This window comes from uncultured Mucilaginibacter sp. (genome assembly GCF_913773635.1).
Classification (GTDB): domain Bacteria; phylum Bacteroidota; class Bacteroidia; order Sphingobacteriales; family Sphingobacteriaceae; genus Mucilaginibacter.
The window spans coordinates 129317-149189 of record NZ_CAJYGQ010000001.1 but is presented as its reverse complement, the minus strand read 5'-3'; the positions used below and the strand labels follow the sequence as shown (position 1 = coordinate 149189).

Genomic DNA, 19873 nt, shown 5'->3' with positions numbered 1-19873 from the left:
TTTTTAACTGGTTAAAAGGTAATATCAAGGCCGGCACCGATGAAGATGGGCAGTAAGTAGTTGCGTGCACTATTAGAGCTTGTATTAGGGCTTACGCTATTACCGAACTCGGTAGTTTCGGGATCGATAAACCGAAGTTTGCTAAGCGTTAACAAGTTTTGCCCTATTGCTGAAACTCTTACACGTTGCATGCCTGCTTTACGTGTAAGTGCGCTGGGTAAGGTGTATCCGATGTTGACGTTTTTAAGCCTTGCATAAGCCGCATTGTAACGGTAAACATCGGAGCCATTGCGCCAGTTGTTAGTATTAGATGGCGAACCTATGCTGGCCAGTCTTGGATAACGTGCATCGGGGTTACTAGGCGTCCAGTAGTTGGTCATGTGCTCATACAGTGTTGCACCGTAGTTGTAATGATACGGCTCAACAAGTTCGCCGCGCAAAAACGCATCGCGCTGGCCAACTCCCTGTACAAAAAGCGTTAAATCAAACCCGCCCACTGCAAGGCGATATGTGAAACCGAAAGTATAATGCGGGAAAGGATTGCCTATTACTTTTTTATCATTATCATCAATTTTGCCGTCGCCGTTTAAATCTTTGAACTTAAGATCACCTGGCCCTACTATGGCACCAGCCGGTTTGGGTGAAGTGTTTACATCGGCTTGGTTTTGAAAATAACCATCGGTTTCATAGCCGTAATATTGTGTAAGCGGCTGACCTACTTTGCGCAGTAACTGATATACATCTTGGTTATAAATAATTTGCTGGGTATTCCCGGTAAGTTCAAGCAGCTTATTTTGGGTATTGCCAATATTTGCACTGAAGCTTTGCGTTACTTTCGGAGTTTTCCATGTGTAGGTTAATTGCGCCTCCCATCCCCTGTTTTGCACTTTAGCAACGTTGGCCGTAGGTGGCGTAGCACCAAAAACACTTGGTACGTCTAACGGGTTTTGCTGAATTTTTCTAGTGGTTTTATCGAAATAATCAAATGAACCAGTAAGTTTATTATTAAACAAACCAAAATCAAAGCCGAAGTTTAAGGTGGCCGCCTCTTCCCAGGTTAGTAATGGGTTTGAGAGGTTGGTACCTGCACCGCCTTGAATTACACCATTGTATCCGTAAGCTCCGGGGTAGTTGAAGTAAGTAGTAAGGTAAGTATAATTACCTGCTGTTTGATTATTACCTACAATACCATAAGTGGCCCGTAGTTTTAAACTGTTCAGCGTGTTTTTCAACGGCTCCATAAAGCTTTCGTCAGATATAAGGTAACCTGCATTCACTGACGGGAAAAAGCCGCTGCGCTCACCTTTAGCAAACTTTGATGAAACATCATTTCGGAATACAAAATCGAGGAAGTAGCGTTGCTTATAATCGTAGCTAAAGCGCCCGAAGGCCGATTGTAAGCTGTTAGCCTGCACACCAATACTGTTGTATGAATTTGTAGCATCAATCAACGTTCCGGTAGTGGCGTTACCAAACACAGGATCTGTTAATGTTTTTTGCAGCTGGAATCCACGCTGATTGGTAATCTCGCTTGATACACCTAACGTAGCATTTAAGTTATGTTGTTTGAATGATTTGATATAGTTCAAATACACCTGCGTGTTAAAGGCATGTGACTTTGAATTATTATCAAAGGTGGTTAAGTCGTTACCGTAAACACCGGCCGGTAAATAATTAACCTGCGTTCTTCTGAATAAGTTACCGTTATTTTGTATGGTACCGCCAAATACACCAGTAATGTTCAACTCTTTGGTAATATTAAGTATACCGGTAAGGTTACCGAATATACGGTCATTATCAGCCTGGTTAAAGCCACCTTTTTCTAATACACCATACTCATTGTATTGGGAAGCGATTGGGTTAGTCAGGTAGTTTCCGTTTTCATCTTGCCAACTGTAATTGTACGGTACCCTGTTGGCATCAGCAAAAACGTTGTTATTGCCTACACTGTTGGTTTTGTTGCGCGACTTGGTATACTCAAGTATACCTGACAGCTTGAAGCGACCAACAGTTACTGATTGATTTACTCTTAAGTTATATTTTTGATAACCAAACTTACTGCCGCTGCCACCGTTGCCAATAAAGTTGCTCAGTTGGTTTAAATAACCTGCAGATATAAAGTAGGTGTTACTTGCACCGCCACCGCTAACACTTAAGTTTTGCGACAGTTGGGGTGCATTGTATAATAAATGATCAACATCCCACGTACCGTTACCTTGTGCGGCAAGCTCCTGTATTTGGGCTGGGGTAAATGACGGAGGCAACCCTGAATTTACCAACGACTCATTTTTGTAATATGCATTATCGGCTGCATTTACTTTCCTGACTAATATGTTTGGCTTTTGCCAACCGTAATTACCGTTGTAATTAACCGTTGCTTTTTGATTAGGCTTACCGCTTTTTGTAGTTACCAACAATACACCATTTGCACCGCGTGAACCATAGATGGCTGCCGCGCCTGCATCTTTTAGTACAGTTACACTCGCAATATCATTTGGATTAAGCAAGCTCAAATCTCCAATTGACTGAGAAACAATACCATCAATAACTAAAAGCGGATCATTATTACCCGTTGTAGATACACCCCGGATATTAATAAGTGGTGTAGCACCCGGATCTAAAGTACTTTGCTGAATAACCAGGTTGGGCGATTCGCCCTGTAAGGCCTGAACAGCATTTAGTACCGGTTTTTCATTAATATCACGGGCTGCAACTACGCCTATAGAACTATTGATAGTTGCCCTGCGCTGTGTACCGTAACCTACAACTACTACTTCGTTGAGCGACTTTGACGTATCGGGTTTTAACGATATGTTAATTTGGGTTTGCTGGCCTATGGTTACAGTTTGTGATGTAAAACCAATAAACGAAAACACCAATACCTTGTTAGCCTCCCCCTCGGGAACCGTTAACTTGTAATTGCCGTTTACATCGGTAAGCGTACCAAGTTGTGAATTTTGAAGCTTAACGGTAACACCCGGTAAAGGCAAGCCCTGCTCATCTTTTACCTGCCCGGTGATAATTACATCGGCACTCTTCCTGACCGTTGTACTTGAAATGGTTGGGTTGGCCGTTGCCTCGGCTTGTGCTGCACTGCAGCAGGCCAAAAGGAGCATCAACCCAATCCTGGAGTAACGCCGGCCCGAAGGAAGCGTCAAAGGACTTAGTAGTTGTTTAGATCTCATATGGTTAAATAATTGATGGTTTTATTTGCTTTGGCAGCCTTATACATGCCTCACACATGTATGAAGATCTTTGACTGCTTACTTTAAGAAGGCTTTAATAACTTTTAGCGGTGTGCTACCTGAATTGGTTAAAGTGTAGCTACCTGCTGCGGCCGGCACAACAAAGGTTTCGGCGTAAGCAAACGTTTGGTCTGCGCTCCCAGGTGTTTTAACGGTTACGCTCTCCCCTTCTACTACCATCAGCACGTGGCAACCACCGTTTAATTCAACATAAGCTTCGTTGGCAAATTCCAGCCGGTGCACGTCATAGAAGTGTTGAGAATGTGTAGGCAGATGAATAACCCTTACATCATCAGTTTGGCTTAATACGGCAGGCTTTGAAATCAGTTCCTCCTGCACGCGTTGCCCTTTACGAGTGAAATCAAGGTTATTAAAGGCATGATTAATGTTGATAGGCCTTGGATTGCCTTCTAAGTCAAGGCGAAGCCAATCATACATTTTAAAAGTGAAGATGTAGGGTGTAGCGCTAATCTCAAGCACCAAATTGCCGGCACCTGCGCTGTGTACGGTTCCATTTGGAATTAAAAACAGGTCGTGCTTTTGCGCAGAGTGTACCTGTACATAGCTTTCCATATCCAGCGGCTTGCTTTCAGCCTGGCTGCTTTCCAATGCCGACTTAAACTCCTCCGGGTTTATTGAATCTTGGAAGCCAAGATAAACCTGTGCGTCAGGATCGCAATCTAAAATATAGTAAGTTTCATCCTGGGTAATACGCTCACCAAAGTTTTCCCGAATATATTTAAGGGATGGATGGCACTGAATTGATAAGTTACCGCCTTTAACAGTATCTAAGAAGTCAAAACGTATCGGGAACTCATCGCCAAAAACCTCAGCGTGGCTGCCAAGTACATCTTTGCCATTTTGAAACATCAACATATCAAACGACACCTCAAGCAACCAACCGTCACTTTCAAACACCAGCCCGTTTTCGGGTACAATCAGTTCAAATGACCATGCATAATTCACTGCATCGGGGTTAACGCCTTCAATATTTGATTTAATCCATTGTCCTCCCCATGCACCAGGTTCAAACCAGGGGCGCACGCGTAGAGGCATGGTGGTTAAAGTACTCAAGCCAATTCTTAGTGTGTCGCCTGCCATCCAGTTAACGCTATCAGGCCATTGTCCGTCGGCTATTACATCTATTTTGTTCAGTATATTTTTTTTATGCTCGTTAAGTAATACCCAGTCAACAAAGTAAAACCGCTTGTACATGTAAAACGGTTCATAGGTGCGCTCACTGCCTAAGTTGGTGATAGACTCAGCGCGCATTCTGAACTGTAATTCGTTCTTTGGTAAATCAAAATATACCAATGCACCATCCCACCCCGCTAAAGCAGCGCCTGTACCAATGATAATGTTGATGTCGGCTTTGGCGTCTGGCGAATGCATCTCTGCAGCTGATTGATCAAAGTAGTCTGCCAGTGTTAAGGTACAGCGCGTACCCCAAACAGACTCATAAGTGCCCATGAACGGAGCAACCATCTCGTCAATTACTGATGCCGGCTTTAAAAGCGTTGCGGCGTCGACCCAGTTTACTTTGAGCCCTTTATTTTGTAAGCAACTTTGCAATGCTGCTTGAATTTGCTTCCAAAACACGCCTACATAACCATCGATAATTACCGTTTTTTGTCCGGCAATCCATTCGGCCAAACCTTCATATCCATTTTGTATACTACCAGTCTGAAGCGAGCAAGCTGGATAAATATTGTACCTGGCCGACTTTGAAACTGACGTATCAATGCGCTGAGGCATCAAGTATTGCGTAGTTTTTCTGGCATCGGCAGTATTGCTGCCCGGCAGCGTTTGAACAAGAGTAGATTCGTTCATAATGTTATAATGTATGTACATAATAATAAGCAAAGCCGAAGCATGCTTAGTTATATTAGAGGAATTCAGCAAAAGCTGACAATCGGTTTATTGTTTATATGTACAAACATAACTATAATTTACTGATTGCAAATTTTTTTTGATTTATTTTTATACTGATGTTGAAGAAGTTGAAATGTGCGTACAGGATATATGTACATACATTTAAAGTTTTAAATAAAAGCCTTATTATTGTACTTAGTACACAATGAGAAAGTATAGCATAGATCATAAAAGTCCGATTCCATTACATGCACAGGCCGAAACCCTCCTTAGGCAGCTGATACAAGAAGAAGATTACAGAAACGGAAAAGTACTACCTAATGAGGTTGAGCTTGCAAAAAAGCTTGCTATTTCGCGTACAACACTCAGGCAATCAATAAATAAGCTTGTTTTTGAGGGATTACTGGTTCGTAAAAAACGCTCAGGAACAAGAGTAGCTCAAAATGTGGTAAGTTCGAAGTCAAACAACTGGCTTTCGTTTTCGCAGGAGATGAAGCTGCGCGGTATTCCTATTAAGAACTTTGAATTACATGTTACGTGGGTAACTCCGGATGAAGAACTGGCAGCATTTTTTGAGATAAAACCCGATCGCAAAGTGCTTAAACTTGAGCGGGTGCGCGGCCGGCCCGACGAGCCTTTTGTATACTTTGTGTCGTACTTTCACCCAAGGGTAGGCTTAACAGGTGAAGAAGACTTTAAACGGCCGCTATACGAAATGCTTGAACATGAGCACTCTATTATAGCTACCCTATCCAAAGAAGAAATTAGCGCTGTTGCCGCTAATGATGACATAGCCGATAAGTTACGTTTGCCGGCGGGAAGTCCGCTGCTTTTCAGAAAAAGATATGTTTTTGATCCGGGTGAGCGGGCAATTGAATATAACCTGGGTTATTACAAGGCCAGCAGTTTTGTGTACACCGTTGAAAGTACCAGGTAATTACTAAGCTACAATAACACAGCCTTACAAATCTGTATCTGCTTATAGATACCAATCCATAAATCTTTATTTAAGCAGATACGGATATTATCGTTTAAAGGCTCGTAGATAAGCTTATGCTATAAATGATTAGCAACCATTGCTTTGAACACTGCTTATTTTATTTTTATTAAGTTGAGCACAATTTCATAAGTACTGCTCTTTTCCCATCTTGCTATAAGCCAACCAATAAAACTCAGGGTAAATATATCGTTGTTTTGTTCTGCATTCGCCATTTCGTGTACCGAACGCTTGTATCGCTCGTCGTCAATTACATTAGGGTTGACTAAATAACGCTCAACAAGTTTTAAATAATTAAGCACCCGCTGCTCTGACGTTTTTAACAAGTAACTTTTATATCTGCGCCTAAAGCTTTGCAGACGCGATGCTGCAAGTTCAAAGTTTGAAAACTGTGCGTAAATTAACACTTCCATCAAATGCTTTCTGATGCTCCAAAGCATACCCATTTTCTTTTCATACCAGGCATCGGTTTGGTTAAGCATACTTAAATGCTTTAAGCTTTTACGATTGTCATTTAAGGCCATAAACATAGCAATGCAAATGCGTAGATCTTCCATATCTTCAAGTTTGGCGTTATTGCTTTTACCAGTAAGTGCAGCCTGAAGCACATCTATCGCGTCATCAGCAGAACCTGTAAAAAACTTATTGAGCGCATACAACAACTGGTGCTGCATAAAAAATACTTGATTATACTTACCTCCTTGCATAATAGCCATCATTTCGTTTAAATAACCCATACTCCTCATAAAATTCTTCTGCCTTAAATGGAAATTCGCCAGGTAGTATAAGACCTGTATTTGGTAGTAAGTATGAGACTTATTCTCTGCTGACCTAAGTTCAATAAAGCGGTTAACACGGTTAACAAATCTTTCAATCAGTTGGTAGTTCTGCTGTATGGCTGCGTACTCGTTAGCAATGAAAAGAATTTGATAAACAGACTTATATGTCATTAAATCAGCCACGGAAATTTTGTATTTACGAATAGTTGCTATAACAAGACTTGTAAGATTTACAATCCTCCCCTCCTGGTTTATGAAGTGTAATTGCTGCCTCAGGTAAGCATACGCTACGTTTAGATTAGCTTCGCTCTGCATACACAATTGATTTTGCGTGAAGCGTGCGGTAATCAGGTCAAAATTTCCGGCTTGCGGCAAATGAGCGTATTGCAGTTTGAGCAACAAAATTTCATTGAGCAAATTAAACTGCTCTGCGCGCTCTGCCATTACTTCCGCTTTTTTAAGGCACCTAAAAGCTAATTTTACCAGGTCATTTTCCAATAAATAGCGGGCAACCACTAATAAGCGCAATGCGTTCTGACTTTCAGAATGACTGGTTTCAAACGTTTTATTAGATAAAAATATCAACAAATTTTCCTGAAGCCGCTTACGCAATGCATGGTAGGCATCCTTATTTTTATCACAATTATATAGCCTATTTAAACTATCTATATCGTCAGTTTTTAACAAATTAAGTAATTCTAAATTCTTGACATCATCACGTTTATTTCTACTCTGCAAATACTGCTTAAATTGTTTAAAGTCGGTATCATCAAGTATTTTAACAAGCTCGTTTAATGAGTCCATATGCTGTAGTCAATCATTCTAAAGCTATAAAATTCTGAATTTATATCGTCAGTTATTTAACAATTCTGATTTTTAATGCTATTGCTACAGGCCCATCTTTGCTTTCATAATAACAACAAAAAACAATATCATGGAACCGCTACAAAACAAAATGGAAGAAATTACAAGCAGCAGTAAATACGCAGATCGCGTTAGAAATCCTTACAAACCAACAGCCGCGTTTACCGGAGCATCATGGTTTGCTTTATTGGCCGGGGTAGCTGGCTACTGCATTGGATTATGGAATGCCGGCATGCAATTAAATGAAAAGGGGTACTATTTCACTATTTTATTATTCGGACTATTTGCCGTAATCTCTGTACAAAAAAGCGTTAGAGACAGGGCCGAAGGACTTATAGTTACCGACTTATACTATGGCCTCAGTTGGTTTGCCACTATAGCAGCCATGATTTTACTAACCATAGGACTTTGGAATGCAGACTTGGCAAAAAGCGAAAAAGGTTTTTACGCTATGGCTTTTTGTCTGAGTATGTTCTCGGCTATTGCTGTACAAAAAAACACCCGCGATTCAAAACTGATAGCTGATAAAGAGCTGTAACGTAGCGGTTACCAACCCGCAGTGCATTGCCTTGCAAGCCTGCGGGTTTTTCTGTTGAGTAAAATTCATCTTGATTTTTCAGATACATTTTGATATCTTTATAATATCAAAATAAATAACAAGTTGACATGGAAAACGAAAAATCAATCAAACCGCTTTCGGGCTATGGTGCACTGCTTCTGTTTTTAGCATTAGGTGCAACATGCGTATACCTGGGCATACAGGAATACATAGTAGCTTGCGTTGTTTTAGCACTTTTTGATTTAATTTTATTATCAGGCCTCATTATTATTAATCCAAATGAGTCTAAGGTACTCACACTATTTGGCAAGTACGTAGGAACCGTAAAAGCAGACGGCTTTTTTTGGGTTAACCCCTTTACCGTAAAAAGGAAAGTATCGCTTAAAGCCAACAACCTTAACGGGCAGCAGCTTAAAGTTAATGATAAAATGGGAAACCCTATTGAAATTGCAGCTGTAATTGTTTGGCAGGTTAACGATACCGCTAAAGCAGTTTTTTCGGTTGAAAACTATGTGCAGTATGTAAATATACAAAGCGAAGCAGCAGTACGCCATTTGGCTAACACCTTTGCATATGACAACATGGAAGATGAATCTGCCGAGGTTACCTTGCGAGATGGTGCCGACCAGGTAAGCGAGATGCTGGAGAAAGAACTTAATGAGCGTTTATTTCGCGCAGGCATTCAGGTACTTGAAGCACGCATTTCACACCTGGCTTACGCACCTGAAATTGCAAACGCTATGCTGCAACGGCAACAAGCATCAGCAATTATTGCGGCACGTAAACAAATAGTTGAAGGTGCAGTAGGCATGGTTGAAATGGCACTGGCACGACTGTCTGAAAAAAACATTGTAGAGTTTGATGAAGAACGCAAAGCGGCCATGGTAAGCAATTTATTGGTTGTACTTTGCGGCGAACGTGCGGTATCGCCGGTTGTAAATACAGGAACACTATACCATTGATAAGTGGAAGCTCATTTGAGTTTAAATCAGAAATTAGCTTACTTGATGAATATAAAATTAAATTTTTAGCGGCCGAAGGCTAACACCTTTGATGGAGTAATTATGGCTGAAAAAAAATCATTTGCGTTAAGGGTAAGTGCCGAAATGCTCAAGGAGATTGAAGAATGGGCAAACGATGAGTTCAGAAGTATAAACGGACAGATTGAATACCTACTTAACAAAGCAATTAACGAACGTAAAAAAACCTCAAAAAAAGGCAAAGAAGAAAAGTAACGGAACGTTATTACAATTTTTTTAAATAAAAAAGCTGCACATCATTCCAGATGTGCAGCTTTTTTTATATATGAACAAGTATTACGCAGCAATAACCTGCTCTACTCTACTTATAAGCTGCTCCAGGTCAAATGGTTTTGCCAGAAAACCATCAGCCCCGGCCTCTGTAGCAATACGCTCGCCTTCGCGGCTGGCAGAAATTACAATTACACGCAAATTCTCAGTTTCAGGACTTTTTCTTAACGTACGCAGCACTTGATCGCCAGATAAAACTGGCATCCACAAATCAAGCAGCACAAGGTCTGGTTTCTCACGCTTTATCTCCTCATATATCTGCAAACTGTTTTGAACTGGTATAGTTTGATAACCACTATCACTCAATATCAATCCCAACATATCTAAAATACCTTCATCATCATCGCAGATCAGTACTTTTTTATCACTCATAACTGATCCTTTCATTTAACGGAAGTGTGAAATTGAAGGTTGACCCTTTACCTGGCTCGCTTTCAACCCACAGGCTGCCCCCATGATTTTTGACTATCTGATCGCAGATGTATAGTCCAATTCCCATTCCCGGGAAGCGTTGTTGTATTTCTCCAACGCGGTAAAATCTCTCAAATATCTTCTTTTGCTCATCAAGGCTTATGCCCATTCCATAGTCGGTTACGGCAAACTTTAAGTAGTTGCTAACGCGTGACAAATAAACCTCCACCCTATTTGCATCAGGTGAGTATTTAATTGCGTTTGACAGCAAATTATTTATAACCTGGGTTATGTGTGATTCATCTCCCTCAAAGCTATCAGTGGCTTCACCTTTAATTATTATTTGATGACTTTGGTTAGCGGCCTGCAGATTTTCTACAACCTCGTATACCGTTTTGTCGAAATTAAACGGCTCTTTGTGCAATTCAATGTTGCCGGTTTGAATACGCGATACATCAAGCAATTCAGCTATCAAGCTATTTAATCGCTCCACGTATACACCGGTTTTTGTCAAAATTTCTTTGAATTTCTCCGAAGCATCTTTTGGCAGTAGCCTTTGCATTATTTGCACATAGCCTTTAATAGTGGTAAGCGGCGTTTTAAGCTCATGGCTCGCAATGGAAAGAAAATCATCTTTGCGGCGCTCAATATCACGGCGGTCGGTTATGTCTTCTATCGCAATTAAGATGCGGTCGCGGTACTGCCCTTCCAACTCAATTCGATGAGCGTTAAGCAGCATCAATTTACGGCCTATGTGCGGAAAGTCATGCTCTACTTCAAACTCCTCAACAGGGTTATTAGTTGGTAGAATCTTTTCTAATAATTCTTTTAGTTTAGGTATATCCCATTGGCCGTTACCTAATTCATATAAACTTTTTCCTTCAGTTTCCTCTTGTGAAACTTTAAATGTTTTTAAGAAATGACTGTTTACGCTCAGTACTTTCAAATCGGGGTCAAGCACAATTAAGCTTTCGCGTACAGTTTGTACAATGCTTGCCAAATACTCTTCGTTTTCACGTAGGCTTTTGGTTCGCTCCTCTATACGCTGCTCCATTACATCTTTTTCATGCTCCAGCTCAGCCTCCGCTTTCTTACGGCGGGTTATATCATTTTGTACGCCTATGAAATAGCAGGTATTTCCCTTTGCATCTTTTATAGGCGACATGTAAAGCTCGTTCCAAAACAGCGAGCCATCCTTTTTGTAATTACGAATTTCTAAAACAATATTTTCGCCCTTAGCTATAGCATCCTTCAATTGCTGACGTTGAGGCTGATTACGATCGTCTTTTTGTAAAAAACGACAGTTATGCCCAATTATATCCTGACGGCGGTAGCCAGTGATGCGCTCAAAACCTTTGTTGCAGTAAATAATGGGATTATCAGGCTGTTGGTTATCTGTAAGAATAACACCCGATAATGAAGCATCCAAAGCCTTTATCAGCAGACTAAGATCTTGCTTAATTGTATCGTTCGAAAAGCTGAATTCTCCGTTGTTTAAACTATCCAATGTATCTTAATTTTCTGGAATTATTTAACAGTACGCCTATTAAATAGTTTTACATACGAAGAAGTAAAAGACTTAATTGAGGTAAATGAAAAAAAATTAATTTGTACATTATTAGTGCCTTGCACGGCGTTTTAATATACCGCCGGAAGCTTCCTTAATAATGCCTGTAAAGATGAAGGCTTTGGGGTCAAGATCATGCACAATGTTACGCAGGCGCCTTACCTCAAGCCGGGTTACCACGGTGTAAATTATATCAACCGGATGGCTTACATCAAAACTGTCTTTTAGAAACCCGCGTTCGCCTTTATAAACCGTTATACCGCGGCCTAGATTCATCACAAGTTCTTTCTTAACAGCTTCACTTTCGGCAGATATGATGGTCACACCAGTATACTCTTCCAAACCTTCAATCACAAAAGTAATAGTTCGCGAAGCTGTGTAATAGGTAAGTATGGAATATAGTGCAGTAGGTAATCCTAATTTTATACCGGCAATTAGAAATATAACAATGTTTATTCCAAGGATAATTTCGCTTATGGTGAAGCTTATACGTTTACCAGTATACAAGGCCAGTACCTCTATACCGTCAAGTGCACAACCTCCACGCATAGCCAAGCCCACGCCAATACCCATAAATACACCTCCAAAAATAGATACCAGTAATTTGTCGCTTGTTACGGGTTCGAAAGGTATGAGTAGTAAAGCCAGGCCCAGCAAAATAACTGCTACAAGGGTTTTAACCGCAAACATTTTATTAACATGGTAAGCTCCCATAACAATAAAGGGAATGTTTGCCAATACAATTACATAAGCAATGTTTGAGTGGTAGGTTTCGTGTATTAACAGTGATATGCCGGTTACACCGCCATCAAAAAAGCTATTGGGTACCAAAAAACTTTTTAAAGCAAAACTACAGAACAGGATACCAAGTAGGGTGTAAAATATGTCGGTTAACCAGTGCGGCAGAAGTCTATTTTTCATGAAGGTGTAAGCGAGCTTTAATTTCTGCTAAATTAAGTTCTTTTTGCGCTTGTCGGGTATTAATTGATGTTTTTGTGAAATATTGATGCTCCTGCAAAAATTTTACCTGTTTTCTGTCCCAGTCTACCGTGCTGGCAACAGCCCCTAAATGCTTAAGTTCTATGTAGAGTTTTTCACTGATTACACTAAAGTCTTTACGGCCCAAATAATCTAAATCAGCATCAGCCAGTATTTGCTCTAAGTGGTTTTGCGGCGCCTGCGGAAGCCGTGTTGCCCTTATCATATCACATATTACCGCTATCTCATTTTCATGATAGCCAAACTCAGGTAAGTATTGTTTTGTTATTTTACATGATACATCCTCATGGTCAGTAATACTTTCAAGGTAACCGGCATCATGGTACCAGGCTGCGGCTGAAAGCAAATCAGTTTCTGCTTCGTTTATGCCCTCTGCCCTTCCAATGCTTAAGGCTGCGTTGTTCACATCCAGCGTGTGGTTTGCATTATGGTAAGTAAAATGTGGCGGCAGCTCTTGCGCTAGTTTTTGCATAATACACTGCCCTGCCTTCTCAGCTCGCATAGGTTTATTTTATGCGCTAATATATAAATAGTTTGCATTGCTGTACACTATGAGCTATTTGAGTGTATCATTATTTAATTATCTTTATCATTCATTCATTTTCATACCTGGGCCTATGAGCTTTTTAACTTACTTGTCTATTTTCTTACTGTTTAACTGGCTTAACAGAGCAGTTAAAATGACGCCGTTAAGTTTCAAGTGGAAAGCCGTATTAGGAATAGGCCAGGGTGCCGCAGCAGTAGCTTACTTTGTTTTAAAAAAGCCTTTAAGTGATGAGGTGCACCTACTTATAGGTAGCATTGCCTTGGGGGCCATTATCAAATATTTTAACGAGCAGGAAGACTTTAAATCTTTCCGCTCATACTTTGAATCGCATTACCCGCTTATTGCTGTTGGAATATTGATTTTTCTGATTTCCATAATTGCACCAGGCTTTTACGACGAGTATGATCAATACTTTTTGCTGCCGTTAGTAGCCGCCTTTATTTGGGTTATTAGCCGTTGGGCTGCATCAAAAAAACAACGCGAAGAACTTCTTTTATACAAGGCAAAAAATGAGGAACTTGACCGCCTGGTAGCAGAACGCACTGCCGAAATCCAAAACCAAAAAGAGGAATTGGAAGCAACCATTGAGCTTTTACAAAACACCCAGCAACAGCTTATACAGTCAGAAAAACTAGCCTCGCTTGGTGAGCTTACAGCCGGCATTGCCCACGAAATTCAAAATCCACTAAACTTTGTAAACAACTTTGCCGAAGTAAGCAGCGAATTGCTGGAGGAAATGAACCAGGAGCTAGCCAAAGGCGACCTAGAAGAGGCTAGATATATTGCCGACGACATCAGGCAAAACCTTGAAAAAATTTCTCAGCATGGCAAACGTGCCGATAGTATTGTAAAGGGCATGCTTCAGCACAGCCGTACAAGTAACGGCCAAAAAGAACCTGTGAACATCAATAACCTGGCCGATGAGTATATGCGGCTGGCCTATCATGGCTTAAGGGCAAAGGATAAAAGTTTTAACTCTGAACTAGTAACAAATTTTGACAACTCATTACCTGAGGTAAATATCATTCAACAGGACGTAGGACGTGTACTACTAAATTTATTTACCAACGCGTTTTATGCTGTTCATCAAAAACAAAAAGAGATCGGGCAAACCTTCCGGCCAAAAATTGAGGTATCAACCCGCTTGCAACATAACAATATTGAACTGACTGTTAAAGATAATGGCATCGGTATACCTGAAGCCATACGTGATAAAATTATGCAACCCTTTTTTACCACCAAACCAACAGGCGAAGGTACCGGCCTTGGCTTATCGCTCAGTTATGACATTATTGTAAAAGGTCATAATGGCAATATCGCCATTGAGTCTGAAGAAGGTAACGGCTCTGTGTTTATCATTACCCTGCCAATTATTTAATTATTACTATATTTAGGGGCATTTATGAAAATTTTGGTTGTTGATGATGAGGTCGATGTTCAGCCGTTGTTTTTACAATGTTTCCGTAAAGAAATACGGAATCATGTGTTTGATTTTGACTTCGCTTTTTCAGGGGAACAGGCTCTTGATTATTTAAAAGATAAACATTCAGAGGTTGTGCTCATACTATCAGACATAAATATGCCCGGCATGAGCGGTATTGAATTACTGAGTACCATACGTAAGGATTATGACAACCCACCCCCGTTGGTGATGATGATAACAGCCTATGGCGATGAGGAAACACATGCCAATGCGTTGCAGCTGGGCGCGAATGACTTTTTGACAAAGCCGCTCGATTTTAACTTACTTAAAGAGAAACTAAACACGGTACTACATAATGGCTAAAATACTGGTTGTTGATGATGAAGCTGACTTGGAGATACTGGTTAAGCAAAAATTCAGAAAGAAAATCAGAGAGAATATTTATGAGTTTGTTTTTGCACAAAACGGCGAAGAAGCCTTAGAACGTGTGCAGGAACATGCCGATATTGATATTGTACTAAGCGACATAAATATGCCGGTTATGGATGGCCTGACTTTGTTAAGCCGTTTGCCTGATGCTAACCCTATGCTTAAGGCTGTAGTTGTTTCGGCCTATGGTGATATGCAAAGTATACGCTCGGCAATGAACCGGGGCGCTTTTGACTTTGTTTGCAAGCCGGTTGATTTTGACGACCTTGACCTTACCATGCAAAAAACCATTGAGCATGTTAAGCAATTACAGCAAACCATAAAAGCCATAAAAGAGAACAACATATTAAAGATGTATGTTGACGAAAACGTACTTAACTTTATGACGCATAAGGAGTTTGAAAACAGCTTGCTTAAAAATGAAGTTTTGAGCGGCACGGTTATGTTTTTAGATGTTTGCGGCTTTACCAAAATAACCGAACAGGTACCGGCCAACACCGTAGTGGAACTTTTAAACAGCCTGTTTGACCGTATTGTAAAAGAAATTATTGCACAAGGCGGCCACGTTGACAAGTTTATGGGCGATGCTGTAATGGCTGTTTACCGCGGCGATTACCATTTAGACCGGGCAATCGATACGGCGCTTGCCGTAAAAGCACAAATGAGTTCAATTCAACCAATAGTAATTGGCGATAAAACTTTTGAGGCTAACATTTCAGTTGGTATAAACTCCGGAGAAATGGTGTCAGGTAATATCGGTTCGGCATCGTTAAAACGTTTGGATTACACCGTAATTGGCGATTCGGTGAACTTAGCGCAACGACTGCAGTCGGTAGCCAAAGCAGGACAAATTGTAATTACCGAATCCGTTTACGAACAGGTTAAGGAATCATTTAAATTTGAAATGCTTGGCGAAGTTTCATTAAAGAACAAGGCAAATCAATACACTATATATAACGTTTTAGAATAAAGATTAAGCCCGGTACTGTTCTGTTGGCTTTCTTACACAACCATTTCTACCGTTTCGCGAAATACGGCATGAAAGTCAGGAGATTGTAGCCAGTCTATCGTACGGTGAATACGAGTATCAAGCGGCCCCCACCTATATGGCTCACCATCCATACTTATTACAATACTTGGTGTTTTAAAAGCCGACGACATATGCGATACTCCTGTACAATTGGAAATAAGTAAAGCAGCATCTCTTATTAAAACTCCTACAGCACCCATACTGGTTTGCCCTGCCGTATTAATACAATCATGGCGCATGTGCGATATCACATCGTCAATTATAGTGGCTTCTTCTTTGGTGCCTGTAATTACAACTTTATAGCCCTGCTCGGCGCAATGATCTGCCAGGGCTGCAAAGTATTGAACCGGCCACTGTCTCCACGCTCCGCGCGATCCTGGATGTACACATACATAATCTCCCGGTTCAATATTCAGCTTGAGGTTTTCTAATGCCTGCTCATCATTCTCGTTAAGCGGAAATTCCAGCTCCTTACCTTGCGGTTCAATGCCTAAAAATTCCATTAGCCGTATATGGCGCTCAATTTCATGACCAAAATCAGGGTAGGTCATAAACAAACCGTTGTTTGGCGCGTAATGCCCCTCTATGGTGTAACCCGCGGTATGCCTTGCACCAAAGAGTTCCATCATTGGGTTTATTACCGATCCATTACCCTGCATTTGTATTACCAAATCAAAGTTCCTGCTTTGTACTTCCTGCAAAAATGGAGGAAAATCTCTCGCATCAAACGGCTGCTCGGGCAAACCTGGATAACCTGGAAAATGGATAAAATCGTCAAAATAATGATCAAACCTTTCGGTAAAGGATTTACCCCAGGGCAAACCTAAAAGCGTAATAGACGCCTGCGGGTATGCATTGCGCAAGGCCCTAACGGCCGGAATTATACACAGCATATCTCCCAGCTGTAAGGCTCTGAAAATAGCTATGCTTTTTATTTCGTTAACAGGTAATTTCATTGATCTCAGATAAATAACACACGGTATTTAAGGGCACCGTACCACTGCCAATAAACCGACAAAAAAGGTATAAAAAGCGAGGTAACTACCATTTCAACAATGTGGCTGGAAGTTAAACTGGTAGCGCTTAAACGTTTATATATAAAGTAAATGGTAAACGTTACCCAACCAACCAGCCCCGTTACTAAAAGGTTTTCGTTTCTTGAAAGCAAACCTGCAACAAGCAACACAAACGCAATTAAAATAGCGTAATATAAGTAAGGGGACACACCACGAATTTTCTTTTTAAATAGCTTAGGGTGCTTTTTGTACAGCAATGCATCAAACATAGTTTTCTTTTGCTCCTTTATACTTACCCCCCACTTTGCACTCCTTACCGGATGCACCACTACGGCATTACCAACTTTTTTTATCGGCGTTCCGTTGTTAAGAAGCTTGAAGTGCAAGTCACTGTCTTCCCGCCAGGCCATACTAAACTGTTCATCAAAGCCGCCGGCCTTTTCAAGAGCCAATTTTGTACAAGCACAATTAGCAGTTATAAAATCAGCCGTTTGCAAATTGGCCGTGTTGAGCTCGTAATCAGTTGGGCGTTCATCATTAAGCGGTACTATTACTTTGCCGGTTAATGCAATTTCCTGACCCGGAGCACAATTATTTACCATGCTTTGCAGCCAGCTTTTTTGCGGTATGCAATCATCATCGGTGAAGGCAATAACGCTTCCCTGCGCACTTTTCCAACCTAGATTACGTGCAGCAGCCGGCCCCTTTTTACCAGGTAAAGCTATGTAGCGCACAGCCGGCTTGTCGTAACCGCTAAAACGCTCCACCTCTTTAAGCGTATCGCTGTCGGGCCCGTCACTTACCACAATTATTTCGTAAGCAGCTTTATCAAACTGCTGCTGCAATAGGGCTTCAAGACACTTTCGTAGTAAATGCGGGCGTTTATAAGTTGGTATTACTACTGATGCAATAACACTCATTTTTCAATTACAAACGATCCGATAACCAATGCATCGAACGGTGAAGTCCAAAAACATTCAATGGCATCGCGCGGGGTACATACAATAGGTTTTCCTAATGTATTAAACGAGGTATTGACTAACACAGGCACACCGGTTTTACGCTGAAATGCCTTCAATAAATCATAATAATTTTTATGCTGATGCTCGTTAATGGTTTGTATACGTGCGGTACCATCTGTATGCGTTACGGCAGGAATTTTATCAATCTTGTCGGCCTTTACATCATAAACAAACAACATAAAAGGTGAGTATCTGCCGTTTTCAAACCAGTTAGCAGCTTCCTCTTCTAAAACAACAGGTGCAACTGGTCTGAAATCTTCACGGTCTTTTACTTCATTTAACCTCGCCTGCATTTCGGCTGTTATAGGCGATGCCAATATTGACCGGCTGCCCAACGCACGCGGACCAAACTCCATACGGCCCTGGTACCAACCTATAATTTTATTTTGAGCAAGTATGTCGGCCGTTTCTTCAGCAATGTTCTCCAGCTTACGATAAGGCACTTTCCATAACTTCATTGATTTTTCAATCTCCTCATCGGTGTATTCCGGCCCCCAGTAACAGTGGGTCATTTCGAACTTGCGTTCATCAGTTTTACGCTCTTTGGCATCTACCCAAAGGGCGGCTCCAAGCGCTGTACCATCATCGCCTGATGCTGGCTGTACCCAAATATTCTTAAATGCACCCTTATCACGTATACGTGCGTTTGCTACGCAATTCAACGCAACACCACCCGCCAGGCACAGGTTTTCTTCGCCCGTTTCTTTTTGTAACCAGCTCGTTAGCTCTAGCATGCTTTCTTCTAAAACAAGCTGTAGTGAATGTGCAATATTGAAATGGTGAGCAGTGAACTCTTCATGGCGTAAACGTTTCGGACCAAAACGTTCTTCAAGTCGCTGGTCATTAATGGTATACTGTCCGTTTGCGCCTAACTGTACAATTTCACGAAAATCATTTACAAATTCAGGTTTACCGTAAGATGCCAGTGCCATCACCTTGTATTCATCTGATGAATGCAAAAAGCCCAGGTAAGTAGTTACGTCTTCGTACAGTAAACCTAAAGAATGCGGCATATTTACCTGCCCAATTCTGTTGAGCTGATTACCATTACCAACGCTGTAAGTAGTTGTTGCCTGCTCGCCACGACCATCAACCGTCATTACAGCTGCGGTTTTAAACGGCGAACAATGGAATGCACTAGCCGCATGTGATATGTGGTGCTCAACAAAGTGCCATTTTTCGCTCTGAATATTACAACCTATAAACCGCTTTTGAAGGTGGTGCGGATAACCATCACGCAACTGCCCCGGAGCATTAATAATTGATGACAGGAACAGTGGATCCCATACGTTTATAAAGTCCTGATTTAAATGTGAACTTCCTTCTTCAAAAGGTATTTGTATGGTAGATTTACCCTTATATTTCTCACCAATAAGTAAATACGGATCAAATGAATAAGCTATATGGTCAACGTCATTTATGTGAATGCCTGCTATTTTAAGGCAGTAATCAATGGCATGAAACGGTAGTTCCCAAGTTGAAAAAGGAACAGGCCTTTTGCCGTGTTTGAAGTGTGTGAAGCGTTCTTCTTCGGTAGCAGCAAGTAAAACACCATCTTTAATAATACACGCTGCCGAGTCGTGGAATACGGCGTTAATGCCTAGTACATACATTGGAGTAAGGTATAACTGTTATAATTTTTGGGTTTGTTACACCTTACTACAAATCACACTACCTGTTGTTTACTTTTAGGTAAATTATTTGATTATTAAAATTTATTTACTTAAATAAAGGTAAAAATTACGTTTTTGGTAAAACAGCTAGCCGGTTGAACTTGACTTATTAGAAAGTTACTTTTTGTTA

At 40.9% G+C, this 19873-nt stretch carries 17 protein-coding genes; 7 read left to right on the top strand and 10 right to left on the bottom strand.

All coding sequences use genetic code 11. The features are described 5' to 3' along the window. Positions 1-11 precede the first annotated feature (11 nt). Together QZ407_RS00625 and QZ407_RS00620 are read right to left on the bottom strand one after the other, a co-directional pair. Positions 12-3185 carry a TonB-dependent receptor gene (locus QZ407_RS00625; RefSeq protein ID WP_295767127.1) on the bottom strand — a complete coding sequence of 1058 codons (3174 nt, stop codon included), beginning with the start codon at positions 3183-3185 and terminating at the stop codon, positions 12-14. A 78-nt stretch (positions 3186-3263) separates the two neighbouring features. Beyond that, on the bottom strand, positions 3264-5075 hold the full coding sequence (locus QZ407_RS00620) for a class I mannose-6-phosphate isomerase (protein WP_295767126.1): 1812 nt from the start codon (positions 5073-5075) through the stop codon (positions 3264-3266). A gap of 247 nt (positions 5076-5322) precedes the next feature. On the opposite strand from QZ407_RS00620, the gene QZ407_RS00615 reads away from it, so the two are divergent. Beyond that, positions 5323-6054 (top strand): GntR family transcriptional regulator, encoded by a 732-nt coding sequence (locus QZ407_RS00615; protein WP_295767125.1) that lies wholly within the window; start codon positions 5323-5325, stop codon positions 6052-6054. Positions 6055-6209: 155 nt separating this feature from the next. Here QZ407_RS00615 and QZ407_RS00610 read toward each other — a convergent pair whose 3' ends face one another. Further along, entirely contained in the window at positions 6210-7697 is a 1488-nt protein-coding gene (locus QZ407_RS00610) for a hypothetical protein (RefSeq protein ID WP_295767124.1), read from the bottom strand. A 130-nt stretch (positions 7698-7827) separates the two neighbouring features. Between QZ407_RS00610 and yiaA the strand changes: the two genes are divergently transcribed. The 3 genes from yiaA to QZ407_RS00595 all read left to right on the top strand — a co-directional run bounded on the left by yiaA (position 7828) and on the right by QZ407_RS00595 (position 9551). Next, positions 7828-8295 (top strand): inner membrane protein YiaA, encoded by a 468-nt coding sequence (yiaA, locus tag QZ407_RS00605; RefSeq protein ID WP_295767123.1) that lies wholly within the window; start codon positions 7828-7830, stop codon positions 8293-8295. Between the two features lie 128 nt (positions 8296-8423). Beyond that, the gene (locus QZ407_RS00600; protein WP_295767122.1) at positions 8424-9278 is read left to right on the top strand and encodes an SPFH domain-containing protein; all 855 of its coding nucleotides are present in this window, start codon (positions 8424-8426) and stop codon (positions 9276-9278) included. 102 nt (positions 9279-9380) lie between these two features. Beyond that, positions 9381-9551, top strand: a complete 171-nt coding sequence (locus tag QZ407_RS00595) for an Arc family DNA binding domain-containing protein (RefSeq protein WP_295767121.1) — start codon at positions 9381-9383, stop codon at positions 9549-9551. A gap of 81 nt (positions 9552-9632) precedes the next feature. On the opposite strand, the gene QZ407_RS00590 is transcribed toward QZ407_RS00595, so the two are convergent. The 4 genes from QZ407_RS00590 to QZ407_RS00575 form a co-directional block, all read right to left on the bottom strand. Further along, complete coding sequence (locus QZ407_RS00590; RefSeq protein WP_295767120.1) at positions 9633-10013, bottom strand: response regulator; 381 nt, start codon at positions 10011-10013, stop codon at positions 9633-9635. Then, entirely contained in the window at positions 9991-11544 is a 1554-nt protein-coding gene (locus tag QZ407_RS00585) for a PAS domain-containing protein (protein WP_295767119.1), read from the bottom strand. Before QZ407_RS00585 ends, QZ407_RS00590 begins: the two co-directional genes overlap by 23 nt. Positions 11545-11655: 111 nt before the next feature. Then, the gene (locus QZ407_RS00580) at positions 11656-12525 is read right to left on the bottom strand and encodes a YitT family protein (protein WP_295767118.1); all 870 of its coding nucleotides are present in this window, start codon (positions 12523-12525) and stop codon (positions 11656-11658) included. Beyond that, positions 12515-13075 carry an HD domain-containing protein gene (locus QZ407_RS00575; protein ID WP_295767117.1) on the bottom strand — a complete coding sequence of 187 codons (561 nt, stop codon included), beginning with the start codon at positions 13073-13075 and terminating at the stop codon, positions 12515-12517. Before QZ407_RS00575 ends, QZ407_RS00580 begins: the two co-directional genes overlap by 11 nt. 145 nt (positions 13076-13220) lie before the next feature. Between QZ407_RS00575 and QZ407_RS00570 the strand changes: the two genes are divergently transcribed. From QZ407_RS00570 to QZ407_RS00560, 3 genes are read left to right on the top strand one after another with little or no spacing between them, the layout of a single operon-like run. After that, positions 13221-14528 (top strand): ATP-binding protein, encoded by a 1308-nt coding sequence (locus QZ407_RS00570; RefSeq protein ID WP_295767116.1) that lies wholly within the window; start codon positions 13221-13223, stop codon positions 14526-14528. Positions 14529-14552: 24 nt separating this feature from the next. After that, positions 14553-14936 (top strand): response regulator, encoded by a 384-nt coding sequence (locus QZ407_RS00565; RefSeq protein ID WP_295767115.1) that lies wholly within the window; start codon positions 14553-14555, stop codon positions 14934-14936. After that, positions 14929-15972 (top strand): adenylate/guanylate cyclase domain-containing protein, encoded by a 1044-nt coding sequence (locus QZ407_RS00560; protein ID WP_295767114.1) that lies wholly within the window; start codon positions 14929-14931, stop codon positions 15970-15972. Before QZ407_RS00565 ends, QZ407_RS00560 begins: the two co-directional genes overlap by 8 nt. A 32-nt stretch (positions 15973-16004) precedes the next feature. Here the strand turns inward: QZ407_RS00560 and QZ407_RS00555 are convergent, their stop codons facing one another. The 3 genes from QZ407_RS00555 to QZ407_RS00545 are packed head-to-tail and all read right to left on the bottom strand — an operon-like array spanning position 16005 to position 19683. Continuing rightward, positions 16005-16988, bottom strand: coding sequence for a glycosyltransferase family 9 protein (locus QZ407_RS00555; RefSeq protein WP_295767113.1), 984 nt, complete (start codon positions 16986-16988; stop codon positions 16005-16007). Between the two features lie 5 nt (positions 16989-16993). Further along, positions 16994-17968 carry a glycosyltransferase gene (locus QZ407_RS00550; RefSeq protein WP_295767112.1) on the bottom strand — a complete coding sequence of 325 codons (975 nt, stop codon included), beginning with the start codon at positions 17966-17968 and terminating at the stop codon, positions 16994-16996. Next, positions 17965-19683 carry a carbamoyltransferase C-terminal domain-containing protein gene (locus tag QZ407_RS00545; RefSeq protein ID WP_295767111.1) on the bottom strand — a complete coding sequence of 573 codons (1719 nt, stop codon included), beginning with the start codon at positions 19681-19683 and terminating at the stop codon, positions 17965-17967. The genes QZ407_RS00550 and QZ407_RS00545 overlap by 4 nt, the downstream gene beginning before the upstream one ends. Positions 19684-19873: the final 190 nt, after the last annotated feature.

Bases quoted from the DNA above. Each gene is read 5' to 3' on its own strand.
- QZ407_RS00625 (WP_295767127.1), bottom strand. From the start codon at position 3,185: ATGAGATCTAAACAACTACTAAGTCCTTTGACGCTTCCTTCGGGCCGG.
- QZ407_RS00620 (WP_295767126.1), bottom strand. From the start codon at position 5,075: ATGAACGAATCTACTCTTGTTCAAACGCTGCCGGGCAGCAATACTGCC.
- QZ407_RS00615 (WP_295767125.1), top strand. From the start codon at position 5,323: ATGAGAAAGTATAGCATAGATCATAAAAGTCCGATTCCATTACATGCA.
- QZ407_RS00610 (WP_295767124.1), bottom strand. From the start codon at position 7,697: ATGGACTCATTAAACGAGCTTGTTAAAATACTTGATGATACCGACTTT.
- yiaA (WP_295767123.1), top strand. From the start codon at position 7,828: ATGGAACCGCTACAAAACAAAATGGAAGAAATTACAAGCAGCAGTAAA.
- QZ407_RS00600 (WP_295767122.1), top strand. From the start codon at position 8,424: ATGGAAAACGAAAAATCAATCAAACCGCTTTCGGGCTATGGTGCACTG.
- QZ407_RS00595 (WP_295767121.1), top strand. From the start codon at position 9,381: ATGGCTGAAAAAAAATCATTTGCGTTAAGGGTAAGTGCCGAAATGCTC.
- QZ407_RS00590 (WP_295767120.1), bottom strand. From the start codon at position 10,013: ATGAAAGGATCAGTTATGAGTGATAAAAAAGTACTGATCTGCGATGAT.
- QZ407_RS00580 (WP_295767118.1), bottom strand. From the start codon at position 12,525: ATGAAAAATAGACTTCTGCCGCACTGGTTAACCGACATATTTTACACC.
- QZ407_RS00575 (WP_295767117.1), bottom strand. From the start codon at position 13,075: ATGCAAAAACTAGCGCAAGAGCTGCCGCCACATTTTACTTACCATAAT.
- QZ407_RS00570 (WP_295767116.1), top strand. From the start codon at position 13,221: ATGAGCTTTTTAACTTACTTGTCTATTTTCTTACTGTTTAACTGGCTT.
- QZ407_RS00565 (WP_295767115.1), top strand. From the start codon at position 14,553: ATGAAAATTTTGGTTGTTGATGATGAGGTCGATGTTCAGCCGTTGTTT.
- QZ407_RS00560 (WP_295767114.1), top strand. From the start codon at position 14,929: ATGGCTAAAATACTGGTTGTTGATGATGAAGCTGACTTGGAGATACTG.
- QZ407_RS00555 (WP_295767113.1), bottom strand. From the start codon at position 16,988: ATGAAATTACCTGTTAACGAAATAAAAAGCATAGCTATTTTCAGAGCC.
- QZ407_RS00550 (WP_295767112.1), bottom strand. From the start codon at position 17,968: ATGAGTGTTATTGCATCAGTAGTAATACCAACTTATAAACGCCCGCAT.
- QZ407_RS00545 (WP_295767111.1), bottom strand. From the start codon at position 19,683: ATGTATGTACTAGGCATTAACGCCGTATTCCACGACTCGGCAGCGTGT.